The sequence below is a fragment of the Eubacterium sp. AF17-7 genome (genome assembly GCF_003461285.1).
Lineage (GTDB): Bacteria > Bacillota > Clostridia > Lachnospirales > Lachnospiraceae > Eubacterium_U > Eubacterium_U album.
In genome coordinates this window covers 1-279 of the sequence record NZ_QTWU01000045.1, presented here as the reverse complement: position 1 = coordinate 279, position 279 = coordinate 1, and the positions used below count along the sequence as shown (strand labels likewise).

The following is a 279-nucleotide window of genomic DNA, read 5'->3' as shown; positions in this document are numbered from 1 at the left end:
TCTGTGGAATAAACATTTCAAAAAGTTACACCGGATATGTTTATGATGAAACAACAGGCTACTGGAATGCGGGAGCAAGAATGTACAATTCCACAGACAGGGAATTTATACAGAAGGACCCTAAAGTAGGAAATGTATATGAAACCCTAACCCAGAACGGTTACATTTATTGTGGGGACAATCCGCTGTATTACATAGATCCTGACGGATGTTCATATATAAGCATACTTGGAAATGCAGGAAGAACAGCTTTCAATGTTGTAAAGAGCGGAGTGGCAG

Annotated in this window: 1 protein-coding gene; it reads left to right on the top strand. The window is 39.8% G+C overall.

From position 1 onward, the window contains the following. Positions 1 to 279 (top strand): RHS repeat-associated core domain-containing protein (locus tag DWW96_RS13780; RefSeq protein WP_278286594.1); only part of this gene is annotated, 279 nt, incomplete at both ends.